We start from the raw sequence: 26,310 nt of genomic DNA on the forward strand, positions 1-26,310 counted from the left end.
AGAAAAAAAGATGAGAAAAAATATACTATTCAGCGTAATAATCTACATCGGAGCCTTTGTATTGTCCTGCTCCGATTACCTCGATGTGGAGCGTTATTTTAACGACCGGCAGGACCTGGAACGCATCTTCAACAGCAGGGACTATACCGAGCAATGGCTGGCCAACGCTTACTACCAGCTTCTTTCCTATAACCTGGAGATCGGACACGTACGCTTTACCCTCACCAATTACTCCGATGATATGATCTTCACGGAAGGCGGTGCCGGCATCTCATACTCCAACTATAAATTCGGGCAGTACGGCCCCCAGTACGGAGGAAATGTCAATGCCCTGATTGCCCGTCCCTGGGATCAGTCGTACGAAGGTATCCGCCAGGCCTCCATCTTCCTGCAGCATGTCCACCCGGGTGCAGAGATCAGCGCAGAGATGTGCGAGGATCTGAAGGGGCAGGCTTACTTTATCCGCGGCTACCTCTACTGGCTGTTGTTGAGGAAATACGGGCCGGTGCCCATTCTACCCGACGAGGGACTCGACTATGAAGCTTCCTACGGCGAGCTGGCCTATCCGAGAAGTACGTATGATGAATGCGCCGAGTATATTGCTGAACAGATGTTAATGGCAGCACAACTTCTGGAAAGTGACCGCAGCTCACGCAATGCATCGCGTCCCACCAAAGGAGCCGCACTGGCCGTCCGTGCCAAGGCCTATCTCTACGCTGCCAGTCCGCTGATGAATGGTAATCCCGATATGTCCGGTTTTACCGATGATACGGGAAAACAACTCATCTCCGGAGACTACGACGAGGAGAAATGGGCAAAAGCCGCTGCAGCAGCCCTCGACGTGATCAGACTGAACAAATATGAAATTTATGTGGCACCCAAACGAAGCAGCGGAGGACTTTGGGGAGCCTATCCCAAAACAATTGAACCGCCTTACCATCCGGTATATTCGGAGCGCGGATGGAAGGATAGGGGATGGAAGGATATCGATCCGCTCGATTCTTACCGTGCCCTGTTCAACGGCGACCTCTACGTATCGGAAAACCCCGAGCTTATCTTCTCGCGCGGAGATAATCAGCTGCACGACGAATATGGCATTCAGTCCATGTCTCGCCACCAGATGCCTGTCAGCAAGGCAGGCGGTTGGAACTGCCACGGCATCACGGGTAAACAGTGCGATGCCTATGCGATGAACGATGGGAAGCCGTTCGACCGTGCTACCAGCTTGAAAGGCTTTACGCAGGCCGACGGCGAATACCCCTACTTGAGGAAAGATGTCTGGCTCGAATATGCCAACCGGGAACCGCGGTTTTACGCTTCGGTAGCCTTCAACGGTGCGCACTGGGCCTGCACCAGCGCCAAGGATGCCAATAACCGGGACTTTCAGACGTTTTACTATTACGGGGAAGACGACGGCCGTAAGATCGTGAGTACAGACGACCGGTGGATACCCACCGGCATAGGCATGATGAAGTATGTAAACCCCAAGGAAAGCTACAAGGACGGAACGGTATATCCGAAAGTGGATCCGGCCATCCGTTATGCCGATATCCTGCTCATGTATGCCGAGGCACTCAATGAATTAACGTCTGTCTATCAGATAAAATCCTGGGACGGTAGCGAGACATATACCGTGTCCCGCGATATTGCAGCCATGAAAGCGGTTGTTCTCCCTGTACGACTACGGGCTGGTCTACCCAACTACGATGAGATCGGCATGGGTGATCCCTTTGTTAATCCCGATGAATTGAGAGAGCTCCTCAAACGTGAACGGCAGGTCGAGTTTCTGGGAGAAAACCAGCGCTATTACGACCTTCGTCGCTGGAAAGACGCGCCCGAGGAAGAGAGTCAGATGATTTACGGTTGCAACACCACCGTTCCGAGAGAATACCGAGACTTCTTCCATGAACAGGTTGTCGTACCCAGTGTACAGACCTCATGGTCCACAAAAAAATATTTCTGGCCCGTTTCTTACGATGAACTGAAACGCAATGCCCGCCTTACACAGGCTCCGGGATGGCCATCTTTTGATTAATTCAACATAAACAGCAAATAAATAATGAGACACATATCTATTTTTACGATCCTGTTGCTGGGTGGTCTCTTTGTGGTGACCGGTTGCAACAATGAGTGGGAAGAAGAGTTGTACACCCGGATGATATCCCTGAAAGCCCCGATCAACAGGGATGACGTATCGGTAATTTATTTAAGGTATCAGCCCGATAGCCTGCAGGTCACCTACAAGTTGCCGGTGATCGTGAGCGGCTCAAAAACCAACGACCGCGATTATTCCGTCCGCATCGACGTGGATAACGATACGTTGAACCAGTTGAACTTCGGTAGATATGCTGCCCGGAGCGATCTGTATTACAAACAGCTGCCGGAAGAGTTTTTTGAATTGCCTTCGAAGACCTGCCGGATTCCCTCCGGTGCCGATGTGGCGTTCTTTCCCATACACTTCAACTTTTCGGGGTTGGACCTGGTGGAGAAATGGGTCTTGCCCCTGACCATCCTGCCCGATCCGTCCTATACGCTGAACACCTATAAAGGCCGGCAGAAAGCGTTGCTCTGGATCATGCCTTTTAACGATTACTCGGGAATCTACAATGCCGCCAGCATGTATGTTTACTTTGGGGACAACACCACCAAGTACATGACCGCCAGCACCCGGGAAGCCCGGGTTGTGGATGAAAACACCGTATTTTTTTATGCCGGCATCACGGAGGAGCTGGCAGAGAACAGGGGCGATTTTAAGGTGAAGTGCGAATTTCTGGAACCGGATGAGGTGACGGAAGTTGAAGCCACGGGCCTCTATCTGAAGAAAGGGAGGTTGGTATTGACAGCCGAGAATCCCGCGCTGGAATTTGAAGTGATTGGCGAGCCGACGTATGAAATAAAGGAAGAGCTGGATATCGACCGTCCGCACATCATCAAGCGTTTCTTTACGTTAACGATGGAGTACCGCTACAAAGATCCCGTTTCCAGTGAAAACATGGTCTTCCCCTACAGATGTAAAGGCACCATGCTGATGCAGCGCAACGTGAGCACACTGGTTCCGGACGAAGACCAGGCAATATTTTGGTAAGTACCTCTCCGGTGTTCCTGTTCAGCAAGCGCCATGTTCTTCTCTTTTCTTGTTCCATGTTTCGATGAACTCAAATACCAGGATATTGTATTCTGCAAATATGTATAAAATGATTGCAAGGCAAATTGCTCCCATATTACAAAAACGGTTGGAGAAATTTCCGATTCTTTCTTTAACCGGGCCACGACAATCAGGTAAAAGTGCCCTGTTGAAAAACTGTTTTCCTGAATACCAGTACTATAATCTGGAGAGGGCAGACTATCGCCAGTTGATGTTGACCTATCCGGTAGGATTTTTCCAAAATCAGGGTGAGCGAGTCATATTCGACGAAGCACGGCAAGTACCCGAGTTGTTCAGCTATCTTCAGGTAATATCGGATGAGAGAGGTACTGCCAGAAGACACCATCAAAGGAATCATATCCCTTTGATGTAGGTGCTGATGTGCCAATCTCATGCAAACCGAGGGTCGGTCTCCTTGTCGTCGGCAGAAACATGCAAGCTGAGGTTTAACAAGGAAGATTTCCATTCATCCGGGTCATAAGTACCACCCAGCCAATAAAGATATTCCTCCCGTTCCGGATCATCCGGGTCGTTCAGTATCTGCAGCATCTGCTGATATCCGTGTACACCGCCACAATCCTCCGGGGGACATCTTCGCGCTCCCTCCGTGCAGACCCTATATTCACGCCCCTCCTGCGGGATCGTCATTTCTTCCAGTTCGATGTCATGCTGCCAGTTATCACCGAAGTCGTACCGGTAGATCATCCTGTCGCCACTCTCTTTGAGCAGGTCTGCAATCATCATACCACCATATTGGACCGACGGCAGCTCCTCATCCACCACATTGGTGTAGCAAACCTCTTCTTTTTCAAACTCATGCAGGTGCGCGTCCTCCCATCCCATGGTGTACTGGATCAGGTAATGCAGATCGCTCAGCAGCATGGATGAAGGCACCTGTATGCGTCTCCACACCGGGGGATTGGTACCTCTCAAGGTGATCTTCAGCGTGTAGATCTTCAGCTCGGGGCTCATCCTCACACCAATCCGGTCATAGTCGTCCCTGATGGAAATCATCCTGTCGAAGAGCGGAGTCGGTTGGATTGTCATGATCATCCGATTCTCCTCCCTGTTCCATTTCTGGTCGGTGGTTACAAGTCCAAACAGCTCCATGAAGTTCTGGTACGTCCTGAACAGGTAACAGTCGATGCTCCTCATGCCCTCATAGACATCGGGGCGGATATCGAAATACCCCTTCGCGTAATCCATGTCCGAGGGCGATTCCCCCGGCATCTGTCTGCGCACCCTGTCGAACACCAGGAGTGAAAGTCCGGCATCCCGAAAGCCCAATCCTGGGGCAGACTCATAGCCATCATATCGGCCGAGGTCGAACAGGTGTACGAAATCACGGATAAGCGTCTCCAGCAGCAACTGCCGGTCTGCGAGCAGCTTCTCCCCCTTCTTGGTCATCAAAAGAGCATTATTCCGTTTGCGGATGATCCCCGACACCGTTACCAGGTCGCGTGCAATCATCACGAACTGCGCGTCGGTCTCCTTGATTCTCTTATCGGGATACTTCGTGTAGTACCAGTCGCGGACACCCGTCAGGTACATCTCCCTGACCACTTTCAGCGGCAGGTTACCCGTGTTGGTCAGCTGCAAGGTACCGTTCTCCTCCCTGATAAATTGGCACAGGCAGACAACCTGCCTGAGGATGGGGATCTGTTCGAGGTCATCCTCATCCAGCCTGTTTAACCCGATCACCCCTTTCGGATAAAAGGCGGTAACCATGATCCGTTCAATAATGTGTGGTAAGATCATCGTGGTAAGTCTCTAATCGGTGAATAATTACAAAGATAGGAAATCTATTCCGCATATTATTTGGACAAATCAGCGTTATTTCATAATTTTGTGAACTGAACATTGAAATTAATCCAATGAATAGTTCTCGAAATAAGGACTTAATTTTGTCTGTTTTCAGCGATACACGAACTGTGTTCTCGCTGAACGATGTTGCCATGCTCATCGGAGAGAGCGAATTTAAGAAGCTGAATGAGCGATTGAATTATTATGTCCGCAAAGGGAAGCTGCTTCGTCCGCGAAAGGGCATTTACGCCAAACCCGGATATAAACCCGAAGAGTTGGCCTGTACGCTTTACACTCCATCTTACATCTCGCTTGAATATGTACTGCAAAAGGCCGGCATTGTCTTTCAATATGATGAACGGATAACCGTGGTCAGCTATTTGAGCCGCAGTGTAGATATCGAAGGCCGCATTTATGCCTATCGAAAAATCAAGGGAGAGATCCTGATTGTCACGCAGGGTATCATCCAAACCGGTAATGTAAACATTGCCATACCTGAACGTGCCTTTCTGGACATTTTGTATTTGAATAAGGAATACTATTTCGACAACCTGACTCCCCTGGACAAAAATTTAATAACCAAACTTTTGCCGGAATATAATTCCAACACTCTTACGGCAAAAGTAAAAAAACTGTTTGCAAATGGTTAGTATCAACAAACACAAATTTTTTCTGATGCAGATACTCAAAGATATCTATTCCGATATTGAGTTGGCAAACTGTCTTGGCTTTAAAGGCGGAACGGCGTTGATGTTCTTTTACGATCTGCCCCGTTTTTCGGTCGATTTGGATTTCAACCTGCTCAACCCTGCCAAAGAAAAAACGGTGTACGAAAAGGTGCGAAAAATTCTGTCGAAACAGGGTAAGATATTCGACGAGGCAATGAAGTTCTACGGTCCGATTATCGTATTGGATTATGGCATCGGCGAACGGAAATTGAAAGTGGAAATATCCAACCGACAGTGGGACAACCGGTACGAAATAAAGAACTTGCTGGGTATCAACATGCAGGTAATGGTCGCTTCAGACATGTTTGCCCATAAACTCTGCGCCATGCTTGACCGTGGAGAAGTGACGAATCGCGATATCTTCGACAGTTGGTTTTTCATGCAGAAACAAACACCGATAAACAAAGATATTGTTGAGACACGTATGGCAATGCCACTAGCCGATTATATACAGAAATGTATCGGGCATCTCGAAAGCATGAGTGACCGGGGTATGTTGAATGGCTTAGGGGAATTAATGGATGAGGATATAAAGAAATTCGTTCGTTCCAAACTACGGACTGAAACTATATCCCTGCTTCGATTCTATAAAGAATTTCCGATTCTCGCATAGTGTGAATGAACATTCCTATAACAGGATGATATCTTCCGGCCCTAGCGGCATATAAGGCCCGTCCTTCACCTCGAAGATCACGGTGCCGCTCTCCAGCACCTCCAGCGTGTGCCACTGTCCCGCCGGGATATGCACCCCGTACACCTTCTCTTCCGGATGAACTGTAAACGCATCGGTGAGTGTCCTGTCGTCATCATAAAACAACACCCTGATGGACCCCCGCAGCACGATGTAAGTCTCCGCCGTATGGCGGTGTCGGTGTACCGGCAGCAACGTACCCGGCTCCAGCGCGTTCAGCAACCGCTGCGCCTTCGCCTCAAGGCTGTCGTGCAGGTTGAAATTCATGCGCAACCGCTCACTCCCCTTGGCCCGCTCCGTCACCTCATCCAGTAAATGATCATCAATCAACATCCGTCAAACGTTATTTGTTTTCATCATTCTGAACTTTATCATGTAGACACCCATCAACAACAGCAGCAGGATCACGAAGATGCCCCACCCCATCGAAGGATAAAGCATCACGATCAGTGCCGAGCAGAGCAGCTGAACGATGAAGTAGATCACCGACACCACCCGGTGCGGCATCTTTTTCTCGTTCGCCAATATCTGGTAAAAATGAAGCCGATGCGCCTCCATGATGTTCTGCTTCAAATAGATACGATGCACGATGGTCATCACTGCATCCACGCCATACACCATCAGGAAGCCCAGCCATATCAGGTTCTCCGTCTTCACGATCAGCAACAGCAACAAGGTCACGATCCAGAAGGCGATGGCCACGCTCCCCACGTCGCCCGCGAAGCACCTCGCCCTCTTCCGGAAATTGAAAAAGAGGAACACCACTGACGCCAGCATTGGGAACCATATAAGGTCCGGATGCACGAAGCTGCCGCAGGTCATATTCACGTATTGCAGCGATGCCAGCACCGCGATGCTGTAGAGGCCCGTGATCCCGTTGATGCCATCCATGAAGTTATAGGCATTCACGATGCCGATGAAGACGATGTAACCAATCACGATGGCCCACCAGGGATAGATCCCGAACACCCCCGCCAGGTAAAAAGCGCAGCTCATTGCCAGCAGGTGAAACAGCAACCGCACCCGCTGACCCAGGGTCACGATGTCATCCACAAAGCTCACCCCCGCGATCAGCGTGATGCCCGCGAAGAACCACATCCCCAGGGGAGAGAAATGAAACAGCAGGAACAGCAGCGCCGCCACCCACCAGATGATCCCCCCACCCCTAATGGTGATGTAGTTGTGCGAGCTCCGCTCGTTCGGTTTGTCGATGATGTTAAACCAATCCGCAATCCGGAAATAAAAAAGTTCTGCCGCAAGCAGCAAAACCAGAACTAAACCATATGATAACAATGTAGCCATATTACATTTCAAGCGTTGAAATCTTTGTTATTGTATTTTGAAATTATCCAACACATTCAAAGGTTGCCAATTCAATTCCCGCTTGGCTTTCTCATTAGAGAAAGTAAGAGATTCCGTAATTTTCTTCAGTTTAAGTGAGTTGATGGGAGCCTTCTTACCCAATAGATCACCAACCAAAGCCATCGATTTTGCCAGCCAAAAGGGAATTGATAAAGGAGTTTTTAACCCAAGCTGTTTCGAAATAAGATTTTCAAGCTCTCTAAAAGTAGGCTGAGAATCGTCACACACATTGTATATGCCACCTTTTTCAATTAAAGGTAATATCATTCGATCTATATCCTCGACCATCAGCACACTCTTACGTGCCTTTCCACCTGCAATGGAAAGATACTTACCCGTCTTGATGCCACGAATCATATCACCCAGGTTTCCCGGAGGATTTGGACCCGCAATCAGTGAAGGGCGTATAATTCCCAATGTCACATTGTTCCGAGCACACCAATCAGTAAGATATTCTTCCGCTTGAATCTTACTCAAAGCATATGGTGTATCCCCATTTAATGGATGCTCCTCAGTGATGTTTTCACCAAATTCCAATCCATACACGGCTACTGTACTGACAAAAATAAAAGCCTTAGGAACACCTGAGTTCCCTAAAGCCTTGCATAAATTCACTGTACCTTGAAAGTTGATATCAAAAAAAGCTTTCTTCTCACTCTCGGTCTTGGGAACCATGTGTGCCTTACCGGCAGCGTGCAATACAACGTCAAATTCATCTTGTATGTCTGGGATGGTAGTGGCTAAATTAACTTTGTAGTCATCTTCATCCATTAATCCCATCGTCTTCACTTGAGAAACTATTTGAAGTAAAGGTTTCAAATGAGCACCAAGGAATCCCGATGCGCCGGTAAATAGTAATTTCATCCTAATTTAACTGTTAAATAAATTGTAGTATTTTTCTAAAATTTTATTTTTAGAAAAAACTTCTTCTGCTGCTTTTCTTGCATTTTTGGAGATATCATCCAATGTGTTTTGATCATTATATATTTCATTAATTTTTGAGCATAATGATTCTGGATCATTTGGTTTCACTATCCAACCTAAATTATACTCTTTTATGCATAATGCTATTTCAGATCGTTCATCTCCAATCATTAATATTGGCTTACCTGCTGCCATTATATTATAGGATTTTGATGGCACACCCAATCCATACATTCCATTATTTAGCGTAACTATAGAAATATCACATGCGTTTAGGAAGTCGTTCTGAGTAATTCGATCTTGAAAACCAATTAATTGAACATTACCACTGTTTTTGCTAAATTCACTAATTGTTTCATATTTTGCACCTCCACCAACAAATAAAAAATTAATAGCTGGGTTCTTGATCAATTTAATTGCACTCAAAATATTATCTAAACCTTGAGCATGCCCTAAATTACCAGCAAACTGAAAAACAAATTCTTTTTGTTTATACAATTGGTTATATAATTTCGTATCTTCTTTTTTAAGTGGATACACATCGTCAATATCAGACCAATTAGGTATATATTCTAATATACCACTATTACCAATTTTTTTGGCAAGTACTTCACTCATGTCTCTCCCAATGGAAATACAAGTTTCTGGTGCTTTATAAGCCCTATTAAATATACTATTTAAGATTTTAAATGTCCAAGAGGTAGATTTAACCCCTCCAATAGCAGCTAGATTTTCGGGAAATATATCATGAACCAAAAGTGAATAACTTATTCCCTTCAATAGTTTCATTATAGGCATTAACAAAATAATGAAAGCAGGATTTGTTACTACCATGATGGTGTCTCCTCTTTTAACATTTTGCATTGCTTTAATAAAAAGTGAGATACTAGTCTTTAAAAGACGAAAAGTTCTCTTTAAAAAATTATTTTTATCAATATTCCCTACTTTAACTCGAATGATATTGACTCCATTATGGATTTCTTTTTTTTTAAATTTGTAAACAGATTCTTCATTGTATTTTGCTTCTGTACTTATCACATGAACGTCCATTCCTTTTAAGGAGAGATATTCTGCAATTTCAGTAATATAATATCCAGTAGATGTAACAATGGGATAATAGAATTCTGAAATTATCCAAATTTTTCCACTCATTCAATTAGCAATATTGGTTATAAATGGATTTATGATTGTCCATCCAATTTTTCAATTCATCTAACATTGCACTGTACGAAGGTACATTCATATTAAACTTTGTAGATGATTGGAGAGATTTATCTACAGCATGCCCTTCAAAAGGATTGATATCGATATTATTTCTATTCCAAATACTTTTAAACAAAGTCAGCAAATCATATTTGTTAATACCTTTTCCATTGCTTAAATGTACTAAACCTGTCAAGTTATTGTCGATTGCTTTATCTATGGCTTTAGCAAGTTCCAAGGTAGTAACACCACCCCATATAGCATCTGTGAAACCGTTTACTATTCCCTCTTGGTGCATTAACCAGTGAAAAAGTCCCTCACCATTTTGTTTCAGTTCAGGTCCAATGATCGAAGTACGAATGGTCAAATCTCTGTCATTGTCAACTTCACCCAATGCCTTACTTCGTCCATAAACATCATCTGCATCTTTGAAATCGTACTCGGTGTAATTCCCCTTCTTTCCTGAAAAAACACAATCGGTGCTGATATGAATAAGCTTAGCATCAATTTCACAAGAAAGCCTCTCCAGTAAATGAGGGAAATATGCATTAATATAAATCGCATTATCCGGATGCTGTCTCGAACCCTTAATTAAAATCCCGATACAATTCACAATTATATCGGGTTTGACTGTTTTAATCAATTCTTCTGTAGCCTGTTTGTCAGTAACATCCAATACAATACTATCAGCAGTTAATTTATTACGGAAGACAACATCTACAATCTCATATTTGTCTGTTTCCTTCAAATAATGATAGGCTACGTGACCCGCCATCCCCGTGGCACCAAGTAATAATATCTTTTTCTTTGTCATTACACTATTCTTTATGCCACACGGTTCTGTTTATATAATCCGTATATGATAAAATAATTCGAACAACTTTCTTAGAAACATTATCGGATGAATAATCACCTATGGAATGAATGGTATCCTCTCCTTCCTTATGATGCGATGTGACTACATCAATCGCATTTAGTATCGTCTCTTTTTTTAATCCCGTCATAATAACACTTGCTTCATCCATCCCTTCAGGACGTTCATGAGCCTGACGGACGGTGATTGCGGGGAATTTTAAAATAGACGATTCCTCTGTGATTGTGCCACTATCTGAAATAACACAAAAAGCATTCATCTGCAATTTTATGTACTCCAGGAAACCAAAAGGTTTCATGAATTCAATCATTGAATTGTTATTGATAAATCTAATCGTTTCTAATTTCTTCCGTGTTCTGGGATGAGTTGAAACAATAACTTTCTTGTGGAACTTATCAACTATTGCATTCAATGAATCCAAAAGATCCGCGAAGTTCTTTTCCGAGTCTACATTCTCCTCCCGATGAGTGCTCACGATGAAATAATCACCTTTACCAAGATTCTCTTTCTCCAGGATATCACAATGATCAATAGCCGTTTTGTGATACTCAAGTACCTCTCTCATCGGTGAACCTGTTTTAATGACCGTTTCAGGTCTTAGTCCCTCATCAAGCAAATACCGACGAGCATGTTCAGAAAGAGGCATATTTATATCGCTTAAATGATCCACGATCTTGCGATTTATTTCTTCAGGCACTCGCTGATCAAAACATCTATTCCCTGCTTCCATATGAAAGATAGGAATCTTCAGTTTCTTAGCTGATATCACAGAGAGGCAGCTGTTTGTATCACCATAAAGCAATACAGCATCCGGATTCTCTTTCTCCATCACTGCATCCGATTTCGTAATCACATTGGCGATCGTTTCAGATGCATTTGTTCCGGCAGCATCAAGAAAATAATCCGGTTTACGAATCTGCAATTGATTGAAAAATATCTCGTTTAATTCATAATCGAAATTTTGACCGGTATGAACGATTACCTGTTTCGTATATTTATCCAATTCATTGATCACGCAACTCAATTTGATAATTTCAGGCCGAGTTCCAATTATTGTCATCACTTTTAGCATATATCCTCCTTTATTTCGTTCAATCTTAACAGTAATTCTTTCATCCCTTCGATATCCAGCCTCCGTGTATTGTGCGAATTGTAATCTTCAAATTTCGATACCTTTTCTTCACCTTCAACAAAATACTTATCGTAATTCAAATCACGAGCATCACAAGGAATTCGGAAATAATTACCCATATCTTCCGATTTAGCCATCTCTTCACGTGTAACCAGCGTTTCGTATAGTTTTTCTCCATGACGGGTACCTATAACTCTTACTTCAGTCTTCGCTTTGTACAAATCCTTCAATGCTTCAGCCAGAATATCTAAAGTAACTGCAGGAGCTTTCTGAACAAACAAATCACCATTGTTACCATGCTCAAAAGCATACAGCACCAAATCCACCGCATCATCCAGTGTCATCATGTAACGGGTCATGTTTGGATCAGTAATTGTGATTGGTTCACCTGATTTAATCTGATCAACCCAGAGCGGAATTACAGACCCTCGACTTGCCATTACATTTCCATAACGTGTACAACAGATTGTTGTGGCAGCATCATCCCCTAATGAACGGGCTTTGGCGATTGCAACTTTTTCCATCATCGCTTTACTGATACCCATCGCATTGATTGGATACGCCGCCTTATCAGTACTAAGTACAACCACATTTTTCACACCATGCTCCACAGCTGAATCCAACACATTCTCCGTACCAATCACGTTTGTACGAACAGCCTGCATCGGAAAAAACTCACACGAAGGGACCTGTTTCAATGCAGCAGCGTGAAAAACATAATCTACTCCACGCATAGCAGTATCCACAGAACGCTTGTCACGTACATCACCTATATAGAACTTCACTTTTGGATTCTGTAAACGATGACGCATGTCGTCTTGCTTCTTTTCATCCCTACTAAAAATACGGATTTCCTTAAAATGATCTGTATTTAAAAACCGATTCAGCACTGCATTACCGAATGAACCTGTACCTCCGGTAATAAGTAATATTTTATTGTCTATTTCCATAATAACTAGTGTAAATTTCTTCTAAAAAACTAAACGTTTCATTAGCCGTAATTTCCCATGAGTATTTTTTCACCTCTTCAAAATTTCTTTTTGCCATTGACTCTCTTTTCTCCGGATTTAAAAACATTTCTTCAATAGCATTTGAGATAGAGTCCACGTTTTTTGCATCAAAATAAAACCCATTTTCCTTCAAAAACTCCGGCATGGGCTGTTTATTGCTACAAACAATGGGTAAACCGGAAGCCATACTTTCAATTAAAATATTGGGCATGTTTTCGCAAGTGGAGGCATAAACGATACCATCGGCTTTTTTATAAAATTCATCTATTTTGTCGTATGGAACATGGCCATGATAATGAATGAATTTATGATGCGGGTCGATTTCCTGTATTACTTTTTCCAGTTTTTTACCGGCTGGTTTAAAAATAACGCCTCCAACCAAATCCAGTACAATGGGGTAGCCCTTTTTCCTTAACAGGTCAACTGCTTCGACCAAATTCCACTGATGTTTATATACATGCACTGTAGAAACATAAAGCAATTTAAATGGATTTTTTTCAGAATAATTATCAATAGAAAACTGTTTTCTGACTTTCCCTTGAAACCTGGGTGAAATACCATGATGAATAATCGAAATCTCTTTATTTTTAAGATTCAGTTTGTTTGAAACATATTTCTTGGCATATTGTGATATAAAAATTATACCAGAAGCATTGCTAAAACAGCGCCTTTGTTTTAAAAAATTGAGCCAGAAACGCATTATTTCTTTGGGCTGTTTTATTTCTTTCCAAATATTGCGTTCATATAAAAGCATATTTTGAGACATGCCCACCACAGGCTTAAACCTGCCCAAATAATCGCCTGTAACTGAAAATAAAATGTCACAGTGTTGCTTTAAATGTTTGTCGTAATCCCAAAGCTGAAATACCACTCGATTAAGTAGCCCCTTGTTCAATGCAGGAAAAGTAATTTTCTTAATGTGATCAACCTCTGATAACTGTTTTAATACTTTCTGAGAGGCAAAAACAGTAACCTTTTCAATTTCTTTCAGTTCTGGTAAATTAGCCAATATTTCCTTTAAATGGGTTACTCCACCGCCTCCACCAATATTTGATGCATCAATACCTATTCTCATTATTTAGGGTCTATTTATTAAATCCCAATCAGGCACACAATTTCATTTGTGGCCTGAGTGGATAAATGTTTATATTTCTCACTTTCATCAGTTTCAATAGTAACGAGACAAAATAAGACAAGGGAATATCCCTCATGTACCTGATCAGGTTCATCACAAAAATGATAGCCCCTATCCAACTGTTTGATGTCGTGGCCAATCTGGCGCGGATATCATTTAAACCATATCCACGTTTCCCCTGACCAAACTTTCCTTCAACCTGATTGCGTTCCGCCGCCTCTCGTCGCTCTTTACGTTTTTGGTATCTGCTCTTGATCTCTTTTGCCGGTTTTCGTCCCAGTGGCTCCCCGGTGAAACGGACTCATTTCTCTTTCAAAAACTGCTAATACTCCTGTATAATCTCTATCACTCCGCGATCGTCCGTCTTCATGATGTGTTTGATGATGATCACTCCCGTCACAAGCCTGGCATCCTTGGTGGGGGCACCACGCTTGCTCTTGAAGTTCTTGTAGAAAAGCTGGGCGAACTCTTCCCAGGGTACTATTTTGGAAAGAACAACCCACCGGTTATTCTCATCCAGTTTTGCCTCAAAGGGCATAGTGAACTCGGAAATTGAAAGCTGCCTGGAGCTCTTGTATCTTTCATAAAATGCAAGGTTTATGAAGTAAAAATACTCAATTTCTTGCAGTTATGCAAATTTTATATCGCTTAATTTGCTGATTTTCAGCATATATATCTATTATTCAGCAGACCCTATTTATTAAAATCTTCCCAGTTTTAATGGGGCATTAATGCTGTAATATTATAAATTAAATCCTTTTTTATCGAATCTTTATTTTTGTTCTAGCGGTCATATGTACTAAAAGAATCGAGATCAGAAAACCTACTGTAAAAGCAAATGAACTCATCAAATCTCCCCTTAATATAAAGAACAATATCCCAATCAACAGGAAGTAAATAACCTTAAAATAATTGTTATTTTGATGTAAGACAATTTCCCAATAATATTTGTCAAAACGGGCTGTAATATATGACATAAAAACGGTAAACAGAATAATTCCAAAAAATCCGAAATTGATATACCCTTCTGCAAAATAACTGCATGAGACATTTGAAAAATAGAATCCCATTTCATCAGCCAAAAACGCTCCCGAACCTATTGGTTTATTAGGCCAGACGCTTCGCGGAACCCAAAACAACAAAACTCCCACAAATTGTCTTCCATAAGTTACAATATTCTCCATGGTCACTAGTGTGAAGTTCTGGTAACAATCGAAGTGTCCCTCGTTAAACATTTCGAAATCGAATCCGAAATGGATCTGCTGGTCTTTTGAAAAATGCCTGAAATTATTCAGAAAAGGGAAAACAATCAATAAGCCCATGATAAATGTGATTGAGAAAAAGTTGCTTTTTTTGAACCACGGTACAACAATTAACAAGAGGGGCAAATAGAGTGCTGCAGCCGAAAATCGAGCCATACCGAGTGGGAAGCAGGTAATCAATGTCAACAGGAACATGATTGACAGTACGAAGATATTCTTTGATTTTGTAAGGATATAAAACAACAGACTCATCATGGAGAGAGGTTGGAATACACGGAAAATAATTAAAGCACTCGTTTTACTCCCAACGGTAGATTCTTTAAATTCTCCTCCCCTGAATAACATACTCAGCAAGCTGAAATTGTTTGCCTGAAATATCATAAAAAAAGAGAGTAAAGCAAGGGCGAGTAGCAAAAACACCCGTATTTTATTTAACTTGTCGGGAATCTCAAATCTTTTGATGAACCTGATCTTTAATGCGCTTTTTTTCTTTTTGGAAAACATCCAATAGCACCCTTGATAGATAAAGATAATGAAAAGAATAAGTACATTCATCAAAAAGTACTCGTTCTCCTTTATCGCTCTGGCTCCAAAAAAGGTGGCTCCTGATTGAAACTGAAGGTAAGGAGCAATCCCGAAAAAGAAAAAAATGAAAAGATATAAGGTTTTGTTTAATGAATAAGGTATGTATTTCTCTTTAAATATAAATATGATACAGATGATCTGGATGGCCAGGCTTGAAACGAACACCCTTAAAGTAGGATCGTTTCCCTTATCCGGAATCGTATACATCAATATTGGCAGTAAAAGAGAAAATAACAATATATATATCCTGTTCATTTGTCTCTGTTTTAAAATTGTCCAATTAAAGCTGGTACGTTATTAATAAACGAACAAACCTGATTCTTTAGGTCTAGATTGTTCTTTGTCAATTTGAAATTTATTTCAGTAAAAGAAGAGATGTGCGTTGTATATGCCAAGAATACAAATTCACATTTCTATTATTCATTCCTATATCTTTCCAAGCGAAGAGGCTCAGGGAAGTATTGAATTGGATAATAACCCGCTAATTCAATTGTTAAATCCGGAAGCACGCTCTATGACAACCTTAGCATCCATTTGATTATCTTGTACATCTGATTATTCTTTATATGAATAACGAAGTATAAACTTCTCACCTTACCTATACATATATCATTCACAGACAAATTATTTTCCGGGGATTGTCAATCTTTGAGAATATGAATTTTCCGTTATGTATTTTCACTACTGATTAGGATTATAAATATGAAAAATCTAATCCGTTTTAATAATAATCGCCTTTAACAAAACAAACTTCAAATAAATCAAATAGCTATTGAATATATTAAAGTTAAAGCGATGGTAATAAAAAATCAAGTAAAAAATTCTGAAAATATTTATCTTGAAAGTTTACACTGTGTTTTATCCTTATTAAAGCCTTAATATCAGTATTTTTTTAATTCGTTGAGACTTTTAAAAGATATAGTTTGTTGATAAATATTTCCAAATGGATCAGTAGCTTTGATTGAGAAAACCGCATCTTTATTTGTGGGTTTTAATCGAAAAAGATGGTCCGTCTTCATACTTGATTTATCCAGAGCATACACTTCCGGTGCGACTGCTCTGAACTGCTCCATTTGTCCAGTATTGATGCCATCTTCAAAAAGTTCCACTTTCCAGTTATCATCCGCATTCCAAACATTGGCTATAACGTAACCTTCTGTATCACCAAAAGAATATGGCTCTATCAATCTAATCTGATGCTCTTTATCATAGTTAACAGATTTATAATACCAGTTTTTCATTTGGTTCCCACTGATTTCATAAACAGCATATCCGTTTGGGGCACCGCATTTATTCACTGTACTATTCCACACATTACCACTTGCAGCACCGGTTATATGTTCATAAAGATTCATATCAGAATGAATAATATTTTCATTGGAATGCCAATGTCCGGAGAGAATATGCACTTCGTTAAAAGAATTGAGTGCCGCCAAAAATTGAGATTTTCGTTCCATTTTCGTGGTGGGTAATACCGGGATATGGACACATACAATCACCATTTTCTCTTTAGATACATGATTTAAGTCTGATTTTAACCAGTTTATTTGTTCTTCCGAAAAACCCCAATTATAAGAAGTAACCCCATAGTTAAAAACGTTATTCATTACAACGATGTGGGCTTCTCCCCTATTGAAAGAATAATTTAAAGGGCCAAAATGAGATACAAAGTCTTGTGAAGCCTCTGCAGGCTCATATACAATAGCAGAAAAGTCGTGATTACCTATTGTATGAAAAAATGGGATATTAGTAGATATGAAAGATTGTTTAATATCACTAAACATGCTTAGATAATCGAAGGCAACATCTCCCAATGTAAGACCGTATACGTTATTATGATTTTCTAGTGTATTTTTAATGTCAGGAATTGTTTCGTCATTTAATCTAACTAAATGATTTGCAGTTCGTACCTGAGGATCAGCAACAGCGATAAGAGTAAATTCTTTTTCATCGTCATTTATTAATGGCTTAAGACTAAAATTAACCTGAACAGAATCTTTAAATGAGTCAATTGTTTCAAATAATTGAGGCATTCCGTCCACCATTGGTATCTCATATTCTGCAGGTACAGAAATGAAAACGTGCGTAACCCCCGAGTGAGAAATAAAACGATATTCACCTTTTGTATCGGTTGAAACAGTCGTGAAACCATCACTTATAACTGCATCTGGTATTGGTGTTCCTGTATCTGTATTAATAACTTTACCATAAATGAAGTGAGTAGGCCCATCAGGGTGTGTGCTAGGAATATCCTGAAGGCATCCGTTAAATATTATGACAACCAATAATATATGTAAATATAAGTATGTAAATTTACGCATTTTAATTATAAAATCAAAATTTAAAAATTAGGTTGATAGTTGTGATTGAATTTATTGTATTAGTCTGTAATAACTGTGCAACTTAATTGAGACACTTAAAATGAGGAAAAGCTGAACCTCTCATTATTCATAATTCGAAATTAGATTTTTCTGAAAAAAGTTTTCCAAAAGCATTAATAATTTCATTCTTAGTGACCTCAAATTTTTCTAAATTGTCACCATCATTAACACAAACAATAGGCTTCTTTTGACTTTTAATGAATTTTGCCACATCTTTTACATTATCATCATCTAAATCAAAATGACTGCCAATCTTTGTGATATTTGTGGGGTGAAAGTTGTTTGATGCAAGATCCCAGTAGCGTTGTACATAGTTATTGACAGTATCGTAATCCCTAAATTTTTTTTTGGAGCTATTATGCATCACTTCGAACTCTAACTCCCAAAGGATCATAAGTGTTTCTTTTTTTGAAGGTAATGCTAAATGAAAATTTTTGAATGATAAATGATGTGATCTAAAAAAAAAATTGAAAAATAAATTAGAAATGATAAACTTTCCATAACTGAGATTAATCCAATTACAAGGTTGTTTTTTAAAAGCCATTCTTTTATCGAAATGCTTATTTATCACAATTAAGTCATTAAGAATTGTTTTTGAATATACTGATATATCAAATGGCTTAAGAATTGGCATATCACAAGGTTTGCCTTTTACAAAAAAAGTGCTTTCATCAACTTTGTCAATTAAAAAAACATCATCATTAAAGAGTACATATTCATCACAAAGCCCCTCAATTCTATGCAAATTTAATTCAATTGTTCGGGTATTAAAAGTTGGTAAATACTCTTTGGGAATAAAGTCAGTATGCTTAACTATATTCAGCTTAGGGTGATTTATATTCAACCATTGGGGAATATGTCCCCAGGTTACAAAGTGAACTTTATCTACCCATGGAGCAAATTTCTCAACACCTCTAAACCAAAAATGAAAATTGTCCCAACTACGAAAACGTACATCTCGATTGTCATTTATAGTTTGCTTTCTATAATTATTAAATTGTGCTTTCCATTCTGGGTCACTATCATCTACCCATGTTATTACAAAATCCATATTTTTTTATTTAAATTTTCATAACTGTACGCTTAATTCCATTTAATTTCTGATTGTTTAGAAATTAGTTCTTGGACTTGCAAAACTTAATTGAGACAAAAAGTTAAGCGACACTTTTAATTGATTCTTTTTTAAGATTATACTGATTCCAGAATTCATAAATGGTTAAGTTACCCAATGCTGAGAATCTCCTTTTATGATTATACCAGGATTCAATATATTCAAATACCTGCAAGTGCATTTGCTCTCTTGTTTTGAGTTTGGTACCATAGACCAATTCAGATTTGAAAGTTTTGAAAAAGCTTTCAGCCACAGCATTATCCCAACAATTTCCCTTTCCACTCATACTTTGTTCCAGCTTCAAGGATTTCAAAAGGTTGACAGTCTGTTTGCAGGCATACTGGATACCCCGGTCAGAATGGAATATCATTCCTTCTGCAAAAGGTCTGTTCCTATTGGCCATCCTTATGGCCGGGACTACGGTATGGGAGGCATTCATATGATCGCTTATGGACCACCCGATCAGTTTGCGATCAAAAAGATCCAGCACACAGGTCAGATAAAGAAACCCATCCTTACACGGAATATAGGTCAGGTCAGAGACACATGCTTTCACAGGCTCATTCTGATTAAACCTGCGATTCAGCAGATTTGGAGCTACCTTATAGTTGTGAGAGGCATCCGTCGTCACTTTGAATCGTCTCGAGAGTTTGCTGCGCAAGCCCATTTCCCTCATATGGCATGCTACGGTGGTTCTCGAGACGGGAGTTCCGGATACCTGCAAATCCTTCGCCAGCCTGGGGCTTCCATTGCGTCCTTTGGCAGCAAAATAGGCATCTCTGATCTTTTCATCCAGCTCCATATATTTGCGCCTGCGTTGGCCCTCCGGATCTTTAAGCCAGCGGTAATAACTGCTCCTGGGGACTTTCAGTACTTTACACATCACCTCGACCGTCCATTGTTTCGAGTTATATTCCTTTATAAAGAGATAGATCAACGATCTCTCTTGGAGATGATGCTCAAAGCTTTTTTTAATATGTCCCGCTCCGTTTCAGCTTCACCCAGACGTTTTTCCAGTTCAGCAATCCTTTTGGTGTCCTCACTTAATGACTGGACTCCGTGTCCGGGAAAACTGGCATCCCCTTTCTGCTGGAACTCTTTCCGCCAACGATATAGAAGAAAGGGGGCAATACCCAATTCCTGTGCAAGCTCGGAAACATTCTTGCGTTCTAAACTGAGTTTGACCGCATTCTCTTTGAATGCCTTGTCAAAATGTGTTCTTTGTTTTCTCATATTACACAAAAATAAGCGTTTATGCTTAACTCTGTGTCCCGGCTAAGTTAGTAATTCCAAAGTCATCTTTTAATGATTTATTAAATTTTCTACCATCCACTCCTGAGGTTTAAATTCGCCTTCGTGCCAATAGAGTGTAGAGTCCCAATATCCAGGTGCATTATCGATTCTTTTCATACCATTCAGTTATGACATTTCTTATAACAAGTTCTTGCACCCAGAATTTTCCTTCTTTGAACCTGATATTGTCGATATCCGATAGATCATAGTATCCTGGCACGCCATCAATTACTAATTGTTCCGGTGTATCAATCTGATTGAATAATGATGTTTCAATAATATAATACTTTTTATTTTTTCCTGAATATAGAAGATCAACACCCATCTGTCTACTATTGAGTTTATTTCTCACCTCAACAGCCAATCTTAATGCATCTTCAGGTATAGCTTTTTTTTCTGTATTACCAGCACCCGACGCTCTAAAATCCCCCTTATTGGGATATCTATAATATCCAAATGCCATATTTCCAACTAACATTATTCTTAAATCAAAAGTTGCATCATCGATAAACTTTTGAACATATAAATAATCTTTTTGCCGTTGATATGGATATTGTGTTTTCAAGCCGTTGTGACAAAATATTGAGTTAATCATTTTAACTGCTTCGCTTCTAGTCTTTATTTTTCTCACTCCAGTAGAGCCAGCCCCTATTGTTGTTTTGGTGATATATGGATAACCTACCTTATCAATAAGATCAAATGCTTCTTCTTTGTTTTGAGTCACATAAGTAGGAATAGTAGGTAAATCATAATGTTTATATAAATAATTAGCTCTATTCTTATTTTCATATTGCCAAACTTCATGATATGATGGGAAACAAAACTTGCCCATTAGATTCTCCAAAATATAAATTTTCGATTCTATCATTTCCTGATAAGCCGGATTAGATTCAGTATGGCAGATAATAATATCATATTTTTCAGCTTCAGTCATCCAATTACTTCTTGTAATATCAAAAAATCCATAGGGAATATCATTGTTATTACAAAAACGTTCATAACGCAGCCATGAAGCTTTAGGGTTTACATAATCTTTCCCAAGTACAGATTCCTGCGTTTTTATAATTCCTACATTAGGTTTTTCTTTTAGCTCAAGACCTAAATTTAAAACAGGTGCTTCATTTAAAAAACTATCAACTTCATAATATTTGACTGCGGTTCTGTTTCTTAATGATCGTTTTTCATAAAAACCTGTTTTACGTAGTAATCTTTTTACTGATTCTGGAATGAATTGATATTTCGAATTCATAGTCTATTTTTAATTATTTATTAAATTATATATATCTTGAAAGTTATGATTTATCAAACCAAAATCCTCTTTTGTTCTTTTTAAACTATGAAAATCCTTATTCACAAGATAAGAAGCTATAGTAATTAATGAGTCTGTAACAGGAGTTGAAATATTAGCTTCTGTGCCTAACATTGACAACAAACCCAAACCAACAACAACATCTTCATGTAGAAAACGAGTTTCTAAATTATCTGGACCTTTAGGACCTCCATTTTCAGCATAAGATTTAAATACTTTTAAAGAGTCCTGATTTAAGTCTTTTTCATTTCTATATTTACAAGCGTCTAGATAAGAAATTGCTTTGCCTCCAAACTTTAGAATCACATTATTTTTTTCTTTATCTAGTTGGCGTATTAGATTCCATATAGATGGAGTGAAAGCTTCTCTGTACATCCAAAACTCTCCTTTCATTCTCTCTATGCGATTTGCAGACATTATGACTCCCACTGTATGCACAATTAAATTTGGATTATGCAATGCTGACTCAATTATATTTGTTCTATAATCTCCATAAGTATCTACAAGCTTTGAGACATACTTCATACCTTCTTCTTTTCTAGAATTAGGTAAAAAAGCAACTGCATTTCTAGCATTTTTAAATAAAATATTAACTACACCTGGCTCTATAATACGAGCATCAAAAGGAGTTGATTCACCTTCAGCTAAAATAATATCTACACCATCTAGTTCTTTTCTGAAAAACAAAGAACCAAGGTTGCCTGGAACACAAAGTATGATTTTTGTAGTCTCTTTATCAATATAAGGTGCAATTAGTTTTGCTGCCTTCTCATGATGAAGGCTTTGTATTAAAACAAGAATAAGCTCAACACTTCTCAATCCTTCCTTGATATCTCTTGTAATTAAATTTAATTTCTGAAATGACTTCTTTCCACTTTCAGTATTGTCTATACCGTATATACCTTTATGCTCAACAATCTTATCAAAATTACTTTCATGCAAAGTATGCGATGTTTTTATAAGATTTACTAGGTGTCCTCTTTCTGCTAATTTAAATGCATGTGCACAACCAGCATTTCCTGATCCAACAATTGCTATTTTCATCCCTTTAAATATTTTTTATTTACTTCCTTCGACATATCCACATGCGCCTCACACCTCATTAAATTAAGTGCAAGCGCAATTCCTTTTTTATTTAATCCTTTTATGCCTAACCTATTCAATACTCCTCTCACATAGCGATTGGAAATAAATGAAAATGGAGACCAATAGTTAAGATACACATCATATTTGGTATCTACGTAATTATCCCATTCATTTTTCAACTTCTCTTCATCTTCAATGATAGCGTTATACTTTGAAATTCGCTTTAATATATCTTCTCTCTTTTTTCCAATTAGTAAGCTTAGCTCAAACGTTTCTTTTTGTTGCTCTACAGGATGAAGTTTCGATGTCAAATTTCCTTTCTCTATATTAACCTCTAATACCAAACCTGTGTACCAATCTTCTATAGTACTTTTACTTGTAAAAAGAAAATTACCCAAACTATAATATATAGGCACTCCATTATGAATTTCATTACCACTAATGCAATGCGTGTGATGTCCAACTACAATATCAGCACCTTGATCTGCATAGAATCGATACTGCTTTTGCATACGAGGGCTGGGTAGATTATAATATTCATGACCACCGTGGACTATCACAATCACTTTATCGTGAGATGCTTTAGCTTCTTTTATCTGATTCGTGTTATCGATGATATCCATCGGATTGGCACCGGGTGAATCATCTTCTGCAATAGACCACTCATTTTCGCAAAAGTTGAGGATGGCGATTTTCGTTCCATCTTTATTAAGATTATGGACTTTTTTTTAATCTTATAATTGATTTGAACTATTGATTCTCTTTGCTTTGTAAGTTATTGATAAACCAAGAATTCCTCTTGTTACCACAATTGTAATGGCAGCACCAATATAATCGAAGAAATATATTAATGGAAATGAAATTATAAAACCAATTAATGAGCTAAAAAAGGTGATATTTCTAAGTTGTTTTTCAAATCCCTGAATAATCATATAATTAGTTCCATAAACACTACTAAGAGATAAAAATAAAACAGAGATTGACATAATCCTTAATACAGTAATAGCTGATATAAAATCTTCCGAAAAAAAAAGTTTAATAACAATGGGGGCAAAAATAAAGAGAAAGCATGAAAAGATAACTGCAATTAGTATATTAAGAATTGCAAATGAATTATGTTTGTCTATTCTCCTTGATAAAAATGGAAAAAATGTTCTCGAGATCACTGTCATAAATTGTTGAGATATATTTACAAATTTACTCCCTGCATCTAATAACCCATTAGATACTGGACCTCCGTAAAACCCCAATAACATAACAGAAAAGCTATTGTAAAGATTTGGCATTATATTATTTATAAAAACATCCGTACTCTCTTTAATCGTTTTAAATATTTTTTTTGAAGAAGGCCGCTTTAGCATTACTTTCCATTTAGATAATATAATGTACATTGCAATCATCCCAGACAGCAAGAATCCCAAAGATGTAAATAGAGGCTGCAATATAAAGTCATTTTTCTCTTTAATAAAAACAAAGACTAAAATTGTGAAAAATAATTTAGATAAGAGGTTTAGTATTGTGATATATTTCATTCTTTCCATTGCCTGGAAGAACCAGTCTGGAAACATTATATGTCCGGGAACAAGAAGAAATGTCACTAATATTACTGCATAGTTTTCTCTAAAAGTTGACACTATGGAAATGACTAGCACCAATAGCAAGAATGATAAAATCATTAAAAGGCATCGTGCCCATAAAACATTGCTGAATATTTCAGATACTTTTTCTTTATCATCTCTATTCTTGGCTACATCTCGGGTTGCTGTGTAATTAAATCCCCAATCGGCTACAGTTTGGAACCATACTACAACAGCTGATGCAAATGCAATTTTTCCAAACCCTTCAACACCAATTACCCTTGCCAGGTATGGCATTGTAATTAAAGGGAATATGTAACCTGCAATTTGAAGTAGAGAAAGATAACCAAAGTTGGCAGCTAATGTTCGGCCGTCCTTACTCTTTTTAATTCGATTGAAGTATTTCTTTATATTAAACATCTACAACTTCCCATCAATAACCTCTTTACCCAAAATACCCTTCACATCATACACCACGCTGTTCCCGTTGGAAATGTGGGCGATATCAAGCTTCTTGAATTCATTGTGTGCCACTGCAAGAATAACCGCATCATAATGTTGTTCAGGAAGCTCATTGTGCAATTCAACCCCATACTCATGCTTTGCAATGGCTGGATTAGCCCAGGGATCGTAAACGATTACATTGGCATTGTACTCTTCCAGCGTCTTGATGATGTCGATCACCTTGGTATTGCGCACGTCGGGACAGTTTTCCTTGAAGGTAAAGCCTAAAACCAGCACATTTGAGCCAAGTACCTGAATCCCTTTCTTGAGCATCAGCTTCACCACCTGATCGGCCACATACTCGCCCATGCCATCATTGATGCGACGTCCGGATAGAATGATCTCCGGATTGTAACCCAATCGCTGTGCTGCCTGTGCCAGGTAGTAGGGATCCACACCAATACAGTGACCGCCTACCAACCCCGGTTTAAAGGGGAGAAAGTTCCACTTGGTGCCGGCTGCTTCCAGCACATCCTGTGTATCGATGCCCATCTTGTTGAATATCTTGGCCAGCTCGTTCACAAAGGCAATGTTGATGTCCCTCTGCGAGTTCTCGATCACCTTGGCGGCTTCAGCTACCTTGATGGTGGGGGCCAGGTGGGTGCCGGCGGTGATGACTGAAGCATATACCTCATCCACAATCTTACCAATTTCAGGGGTGCTGCCGGAGGTGACTTTCAATATCTTCTCCACGGTGTGTTCCTTGTCACCGGGATTGATCCGCTCGGGACTGTATCCGGCAAAGAACTCTTCGTTGTATTTCAGTCCGCTCACTCTTTCCACCACGGGAATGCACTCATCTTCGGTTACACCGGGATAGACGGTGGACTCATAGACAACGATATCGCCCCTGTCGATTACCTTGCCCACGGTTTCACTGGCTCCCCAAAGGGGGCGCAAGTCGGGGTTGTTGTTCCTGTCCACCGGGGTGGGTACGGCTACTACGTAGAAGTTGCAATCACGGATCGCTTCGATATCGGTGGTGCAGCTGAATCCGTTTGCCAAAGCAGACTGCAACAATTCATCTTCTACCTCGAGGGTGCTGTCGTGTCCGCTCATCAGTTCATCCACACGCGACTGGCTCAATTCGAACCCCACGGTCTTATACTTTGTGCTGAAAAGTCTTGCCAGCGGCAGGCCCACATATCCCAAACCGATCACGGCCACCTTGATTTCTTTGTGCATATTATTTTGT

At 39.8% G+C, this 26,310-nt stretch carries 26 protein-coding genes; 5 read left to right on the forward strand and 21 right to left on the reverse strand.

The window, feature by feature from the left end:
* The first annotated feature begins 10 nt into the window (after positions 1-10).
* From KCV26_07190 to KCV26_07200, 3 genes are all read left to right on the forward strand, one after another.
* A complete protein-coding gene (locus tag KCV26_07190) occupies positions 11-2,035 on the forward strand; it encodes a RagB/SusD family nutrient uptake outer membrane protein (GenBank protein ID WZX38147.1) in 2,025 nt (674 codons plus the stop codon).
* A gap of 24 nt (positions 2,036-2,059) precedes the next feature.
* Positions 2,060-3,085, forward strand: coding sequence for a DUF4973 domain-containing protein (locus KCV26_07195; protein WZX38148.1), 1,026 nt, complete (start codon positions 2,060-2,062; stop codon positions 3,083-3,085).
* Positions 3,086-3,194: 109 nt separating this feature from the next.
* Positions 3,195-3,518: an AAA family ATPase gene (locus tag KCV26_07200; GenBank protein WZX38149.1), complete on the forward strand. Its 324-nt coding sequence runs from the start codon at positions 3,195-3,197 to the stop codon at positions 3,516-3,518.
* A gap of 17 nt (positions 3,519-3,535) precedes the next feature.
* On the opposite strand, the gene KCV26_07205 is transcribed toward KCV26_07200, so the two are convergent.
* Positions 3,536-4,903, reverse strand: coding sequence for a plasmid pRiA4b ORF-3 family protein (locus KCV26_07205; GenBank protein WZX38150.1), 1,368 nt, complete (start codon positions 4,901-4,903; stop codon positions 3,536-3,538).
* Positions 4,904-5,019: 116 nt separating this feature from the next.
* On the opposite strand from KCV26_07205, the gene KCV26_07210 reads away from it, so the two are divergent.
* Both KCV26_07210 and KCV26_07215 read left to right on the forward strand, forming a co-directional pair.
* Complete coding sequence (locus KCV26_07210) at positions 5,020-5,598, forward strand: type IV toxin-antitoxin system AbiEi family antitoxin domain-containing protein (protein WZX38151.1); 579 nt, start codon at positions 5,020-5,022, stop codon at positions 5,596-5,598.
* Positions 5,591-6,289 carry a nucleotidyl transferase AbiEii/AbiGii toxin family protein gene (locus tag KCV26_07215; GenBank protein WZX38152.1) on the forward strand — a complete coding sequence of 233 codons (699 nt, stop codon included), beginning with the start codon at positions 5,591-5,593 and terminating at the stop codon, positions 6,287-6,289. The genes KCV26_07210 and KCV26_07215 overlap by 8 nt, the downstream gene beginning before the upstream one ends.
* 15 nt (positions 6,290-6,304) lie before the next feature.
* Here the strand turns inward: KCV26_07215 and KCV26_07220 are convergent, their stop codons facing one another.
* From KCV26_07220 to KCV26_07315, 20 genes are all read right to left on the reverse strand, one after another.
* Positions 6,305-6,700 (reverse strand): WbuC family cupin fold metalloprotein, encoded by a 396-nt coding sequence (locus KCV26_07220; protein ID WZX38153.1) that lies wholly within the window; start codon positions 6,698-6,700, stop codon positions 6,305-6,307.
* A 3-nt stretch (positions 6,701-6,703) separates the two neighbouring features.
* The gene (locus tag KCV26_07225; protein WZX38154.1) at positions 6,704-7,669 is read right to left on the reverse strand and encodes a glycosyltransferase family 4 protein; all 966 of its coding nucleotides are present in this window, start codon (positions 7,667-7,669) and stop codon (positions 6,704-6,706) included.
* Between the two features lie 27 nt (positions 7,670-7,696).
* The gene (locus KCV26_07230; protein ID WZX38155.1) at positions 7,697-8,593 is read right to left on the reverse strand and encodes an NAD-dependent epimerase/dehydratase family protein; all 897 of its coding nucleotides are present in this window, start codon (positions 8,591-8,593) and stop codon (positions 7,697-7,699) included.
* A 6-nt stretch (positions 8,594-8,599) separates the two neighbouring features.
* On the reverse strand, positions 8,600-9,805 hold the full coding sequence (locus KCV26_07235) for a glycosyltransferase family 4 protein (GenBank protein ID WZX38156.1): 1,206 nt from the start codon (positions 9,803-9,805) through the stop codon (positions 8,600-8,602).
* Positions 9,806-9,809: 4 nt separating this feature from the next.
* The gene (locus KCV26_07240; GenBank protein ID WZX38157.1) at positions 9,810-10,670 is read right to left on the reverse strand and encodes an SDR family oxidoreductase; all 861 of its coding nucleotides are present in this window, start codon (positions 10,668-10,670) and stop codon (positions 9,810-9,812) included.
* A gap of 4 nt (positions 10,671-10,674) precedes the next feature.
* Positions 10,675-11,802 carry a UDP-N-acetylglucosamine 2-epimerase (non-hydrolyzing) gene (gene wecB, locus KCV26_07245; GenBank protein ID WZX38158.1) on the reverse strand — a complete coding sequence of 376 codons (1,128 nt, stop codon included), beginning with the start codon at positions 11,800-11,802 and terminating at the stop codon, positions 10,675-10,677.
* Complete coding sequence (locus KCV26_07250; GenBank protein WZX38159.1) at positions 11,796-12,812, reverse strand: polysaccharide biosynthesis protein; 1,017 nt, start codon at positions 12,810-12,812, stop codon at positions 11,796-11,798. The genes wecB and KCV26_07250 overlap by 7 nt, the downstream gene beginning before the upstream one ends.
* Positions 12,796-13,947 (reverse strand): glycosyltransferase family 4 protein, encoded by a 1,152-nt coding sequence (locus KCV26_07255; protein WZX38160.1) that lies wholly within the window; start codon positions 13,945-13,947, stop codon positions 12,796-12,798. The genes KCV26_07250 and KCV26_07255 overlap by 17 nt, the downstream gene beginning before the upstream one ends.
* 28 nt (positions 13,948-13,975) lie before the next feature.
* Positions 13,976-14,287 (reverse strand): transposase, encoded by a 312-nt coding sequence (locus KCV26_07260; GenBank protein ID WZX38344.1) that lies wholly within the window; start codon positions 14,285-14,287, stop codon positions 13,976-13,978.
* Positions 14,288-14,329: 42 nt separating this feature from the next.
* A complete protein-coding gene (locus KCV26_07265; protein WZX38161.1) occupies positions 14,330-14,545 on the reverse strand; it encodes a hypothetical protein in 216 nt (71 codons plus the stop codon).
* A 223-nt stretch (positions 14,546-14,768) separates the two neighbouring features.
* Complete coding sequence (locus KCV26_07270; GenBank protein ID WZX38162.1) at positions 14,769-16,109, reverse strand: oligosaccharide repeat unit polymerase; 1,341 nt, start codon at positions 16,107-16,109, stop codon at positions 14,769-14,771.
* A 626-nt stretch (positions 16,110-16,735) separates the two neighbouring features.
* Entirely contained in the window at positions 16,736-18,175 is a 1,440-nt protein-coding gene (locus KCV26_07275; GenBank protein ID WZX38163.1) for a calcineurin-like phosphoesterase C-terminal domain-containing protein, read from the reverse strand.
* Positions 18,176-18,302: 127 nt separating this feature from the next.
* A complete protein-coding gene (locus KCV26_07280) occupies positions 18,303-19,286 on the reverse strand; it encodes a Stealth CR1 domain-containing protein (GenBank protein WZX38345.1) in 984 nt (327 codons plus the stop codon).
* A 103-nt stretch (positions 19,287-19,389) separates the two neighbouring features.
* A complete protein-coding gene (locus KCV26_07285; protein WZX38164.1) occupies positions 19,390-20,283 on the reverse strand; it encodes an IS3 family transposase in 894 nt (297 codons plus the stop codon).
* Positions 20,280-20,579 carry a transposase gene (locus KCV26_07290; GenBank protein WZX38165.1) on the reverse strand — a complete coding sequence of 100 codons (300 nt, stop codon included), beginning with the start codon at positions 20,577-20,579 and terminating at the stop codon, positions 20,280-20,282. Before KCV26_07290 ends, KCV26_07285 begins: the two co-directional genes overlap by 4 nt.
* A 160-nt stretch (positions 20,580-20,739) precedes the next feature.
* Entirely contained in the window at positions 20,740-21,888 is a 1,149-nt protein-coding gene (locus KCV26_07295; protein ID WZX38166.1) for a hypothetical protein, read from the reverse strand.
* A 9-nt stretch (positions 21,889-21,897) separates the two neighbouring features.
* Positions 21,898-22,992, reverse strand: a complete 1,095-nt coding sequence (locus tag KCV26_07300) for an NAD/NADP octopine/nopaline dehydrogenase family protein (GenBank protein ID WZX38167.1) — start codon at positions 22,990-22,992, stop codon at positions 21,898-21,900.
* Complete coding sequence (locus KCV26_07305; protein ID WZX38346.1) at positions 22,989-23,726, reverse strand: CapA family protein; 738 nt, start codon at positions 23,724-23,726, stop codon at positions 22,989-22,991. Before KCV26_07305 ends, KCV26_07300 begins: the two co-directional genes overlap by 4 nt.
* A gap of 42 nt (positions 23,727-23,768) precedes the next feature.
* A complete protein-coding gene (locus tag KCV26_07310) occupies positions 23,769-25,031 on the reverse strand; it encodes a flippase (protein WZX38168.1) in 1,263 nt (420 codons plus the stop codon).
* Positions 25,032-26,300 carry a nucleotide sugar dehydrogenase gene (locus tag KCV26_07315; GenBank protein WZX38169.1) on the reverse strand — a complete coding sequence of 423 codons (1,269 nt, stop codon included), beginning with the start codon at positions 26,298-26,300 and terminating at the stop codon, positions 25,032-25,034.
* Positions 26,301-26,310 lie beyond the last annotated feature (10 nt).

Source organism: Petrimonas sulfuriphila (assembly GCA_038561985.1).
In the GTDB taxonomy this organism is placed as follows: Bacteria; Bacteroidota; Bacteroidia; order Bacteroidales; family Dysgonomonadaceae; genus Petrimonas; species Petrimonas sulfuriphila.

Excerpts from the sequence above, each read along its gene's own strand:
- KCV26_07190 (WZX38147.1), top strand. The coding sequence starts at position 11 with ATGAGAAAAAATATACTATTCAGCGTAATAATCTACATCGGAGCCTTT.
- KCV26_07195 (WZX38148.1), top strand. The coding sequence starts at position 2,060 with ATGAGACACATATCTATTTTTACGATCCTGTTGCTGGGTGGTCTCTTT.
- KCV26_07200 (WZX38149.1), top strand. The coding sequence starts at position 3,195 with ATGATTGCAAGGCAAATTGCTCCCATATTACAAAAACGGTTGGAGAAA.
- KCV26_07205 (WZX38150.1), bottom strand. The coding sequence starts at position 4,903 with ATGATCTTACCACACATTATTGAACGGATCATGGTTACCGCCTTTTAT.
- KCV26_07210 (WZX38151.1), top strand. The coding sequence starts at position 5,020 with ATGAATAGTTCTCGAAATAAGGACTTAATTTTGTCTGTTTTCAGCGAT.
- KCV26_07215 (WZX38152.1), top strand. The coding sequence starts at position 5,591 with ATGGTTAGTATCAACAAACACAAATTTTTTCTGATGCAGATACTCAAA.
- KCV26_07220 (WZX38153.1), bottom strand. The coding sequence starts at position 6,700 with ATGTTGATTGATGATCATTTACTGGATGAGGTGACGGAGCGGGCCAAG.
- KCV26_07225 (WZX38154.1), bottom strand. The coding sequence starts at position 7,669 with ATGGCTACATTGTTATCATATGGTTTAGTTCTGGTTTTGCTGCTTGCG.
- KCV26_07230 (WZX38155.1), bottom strand. The coding sequence starts at position 8,593 with ATGAAATTACTATTTACCGGCGCATCGGGATTCCTTGGTGCTCATTTG.
- KCV26_07235 (WZX38156.1), bottom strand. The coding sequence starts at position 9,805 with ATGAGTGGAAAAATTTGGATAATTTCAGAATTCTATTATCCCATTGTT.
- KCV26_07240 (WZX38157.1), bottom strand. The coding sequence starts at position 10,670 with ATGACAAAGAAAAAGATATTATTACTTGGTGCCACGGGGATGGCGGGT.
- wecB (WZX38158.1), bottom strand. The coding sequence starts at position 11,802 with ATGCTAAAAGTGATGACAATAATTGGAACTCGGCCTGAAATTATCAAA.
- KCV26_07250 (WZX38159.1), bottom strand. The coding sequence starts at position 12,812 with ATGGAAATAGACAATAAAATATTACTTATTACCGGAGGTACAGGTTCA.
- KCV26_07255 (WZX38160.1), bottom strand. The coding sequence starts at position 13,947 with ATGAGAATAGGTATTGATGCATCAAATATTGGTGGAGGCGGTGGAGTA.
- KCV26_07265 (WZX38161.1), bottom strand. The coding sequence starts at position 14,545 with ATGCCCTTTGAGGCAAAACTGGATGAGAATAACCGGTGGGTTGTTCTT.
- KCV26_07270 (WZX38162.1), bottom strand. The coding sequence starts at position 16,109 with ATGAACAGGATATATATATTGTTATTTTCTCTTTTACTGCCAATATTG.
- KCV26_07275 (WZX38163.1), bottom strand. The coding sequence starts at position 18,175 with ATGCGTAAATTTACATACTTATATTTACATATATTATTGGTTGTCATA.
- KCV26_07280 (WZX38345.1), bottom strand. The coding sequence starts at position 19,286 with ATGGATTTTGTAATAACATGGGTAGATGATAGTGACCCAGAATGGAAA.
- KCV26_07290 (WZX38165.1), bottom strand. The coding sequence starts at position 20,579 with ATGAGAAAACAAAGAACACATTTTGACAAGGCATTCAAAGAGAATGCG.
- KCV26_07295 (WZX38166.1), bottom strand. The coding sequence starts at position 21,888 with ATGAATTCGAAATATCAATTCATTCCAGAATCAGTAAAAAGATTACTA.
- KCV26_07300 (WZX38167.1), bottom strand. The coding sequence starts at position 22,992 with ATGAAAATAGCAATTGTTGGATCAGGAAATGCTGGTTGTGCACATGCA.
- KCV26_07310 (WZX38168.1), bottom strand. The coding sequence starts at position 25,031 with ATGTTTAATATAAAGAAATACTTCAATCGAATTAAAAAGAGTAAGGAC.
- KCV26_07315 (WZX38169.1), bottom strand. The coding sequence starts at position 26,300 with ATGCACAAAGAAATCAAGGTGGCCGTGATCGGTTTGGGATATGTGGGC.